The 1,727-nt window shown below is 43.4% G+C and carries 1 protein-coding gene; it reads left to right on the top strand.

Annotation, left to right across the window (positions count from 1 at the left end):
- Positions 1-1,724 (top strand): right-handed parallel beta-helix repeat-containing protein (locus ACFQ8Y_RS22670; RefSeq protein WP_430586798.1); only part of this gene is annotated, 1,724 nt, incomplete at its 5' end.
- Between the last annotated feature and the right edge of the window lie 3 nt (positions 1,725-1,727).

Here is a 1,727-nt window from a genome sequence, read left to right as displayed (position 1 = left end):
ACTTTGACGAATGGGGTATAAATCCGAACTGTGAGAACGCGGAAGCAACAACACAAGGCTTTAACGATGCTATCCAGCACGCGGCCAAGAATGGATATTACGGCGTTTATATTCCTGGTGGCCGTTTCCTGATTGATCCCGTTAGTAAGTTCGGGAGCTTGCCGGAATACGGCGGCGGGGTTCGCGGAGCTTCAAACCTGAAAATAAAAATGTCAAAAACAGCACGCTTTTACGCTATGCCGAATAGTGCCACAGGATACTCTATTTTCTACTTTGAGCTGCTTGAAAATGTGGAGCTGGAAGGCGGCTTCTTTATGGGAGACAGAGACGATCATGATTATGTCTATGTAGAAGGCAAGAAAACGCACGAATGGGGCTATTGCATCCATATAAGAGGGTGTAAGAACGTTACTATCGAAAAAGCCACATGCACCCACGCTACAGGCGATAATATTTGGGTAGCTGCTAAAGGTATGATGAACTGGAATAGTGATTACACGCCTTCCAGCAGCATCACAATAAGGAAATGCGTTTTAGAGAGAGCGAGAAGAAACAATTTTGCTACAAACGGATGCGAGGGCCTTGTATTTGAAGATAATGACGTAAATTATGCCGGCGGCGACACAATAGGGCCGCAGCTGGGTATTGATCTAGAGGGATTCGGAGAAGGCGGCCTGAAATATGATCATCCTTACAAAATCATTATCAAGAAAAACCGATTCAGAGAGAACGGACGTGGAGCTATTCGGGCATTTACAGCAGGGGAAGTCATTATTGATAGTAATTTTGCTGATAATGACATTTCATACGGGTACGGCACAGACGTAAGCATCACAAACAATAAAATCATTCGCCAGCCTGGTCAATCATCCTGGGCGCACGGTATCGACTCTATAGGCGTATCCAGCACGGAAACAGGGAATAGGGCCAATATATCAGGAAATACAGTCATAGGCTTTGAAAACGGCATTACTGCCAGGGGGAAAGGCGTTAAGGTTAACGATAATACTGTTGAGGGCTGCACCTCACAAGGTATATACGCGTATTTGTGTGAAATGGCCCTAGTAACAGATAACCGTATCAATGGTGATTGTGTTCATATCAGGGTGCATTTATCAAAGTATGTCAAGGTAAGCGACAATGATACAGAAGGCTCTACACAGGATTACTCAATTGTTTTGGATGCTGCTATAGATACGGTGGTCACAGATAACAAAATTAAAGGTTTCGGCGGTATTCGTTGTGGTGTAACAGTAGATGCTGAGGTTTCCGATAATATTATTGATCTAACTGGAACCGGACGCGGTATCATGTGGAAAGCCCATTCAGAAGTTGACGTGATCGGAAACACAATTAAAAACGCTAGAACATACGCAATAGACGGAACAGCAGACAGCCGATATATAAACACCGTAGAAGATAACCGTATAAAGAATTGCATTGGCAGGACAGCGATTTTGCTTACTGGCGGAAGAAAACACAGCGTAATAAACAACAAAATACGCTTTAAGCGCAATGAAAATGGCGGTTATGGCGTGCTGCTTCAAAACACTGACGGTGTAACAGTAATAAGAAACGACATTGACAGTATGAACGAATTCACTGTAACGCCTGTTTCTTCTTCAGCTGCCACAAACACAACGATAGTACACAACACGATTAGGGGTGAAATTTGGAAGAGTCAAACTGACGATGTTAGAGACAATATTAATTTAGCTGTTTAAAAG

The organism is Isoptericola sp. NPDC056605, assembly GCF_042792795.1.
Classification (GTDB): domain Bacteria; phylum Actinomycetota; class Actinomycetes; order Actinomycetales; family Cellulomonadaceae; genus Isoptericola.
The sequence above is the reverse complement of the archived record's forward strand: the minus strand, read 5'-3'. Positions and strand labels throughout refer to the sequence as shown.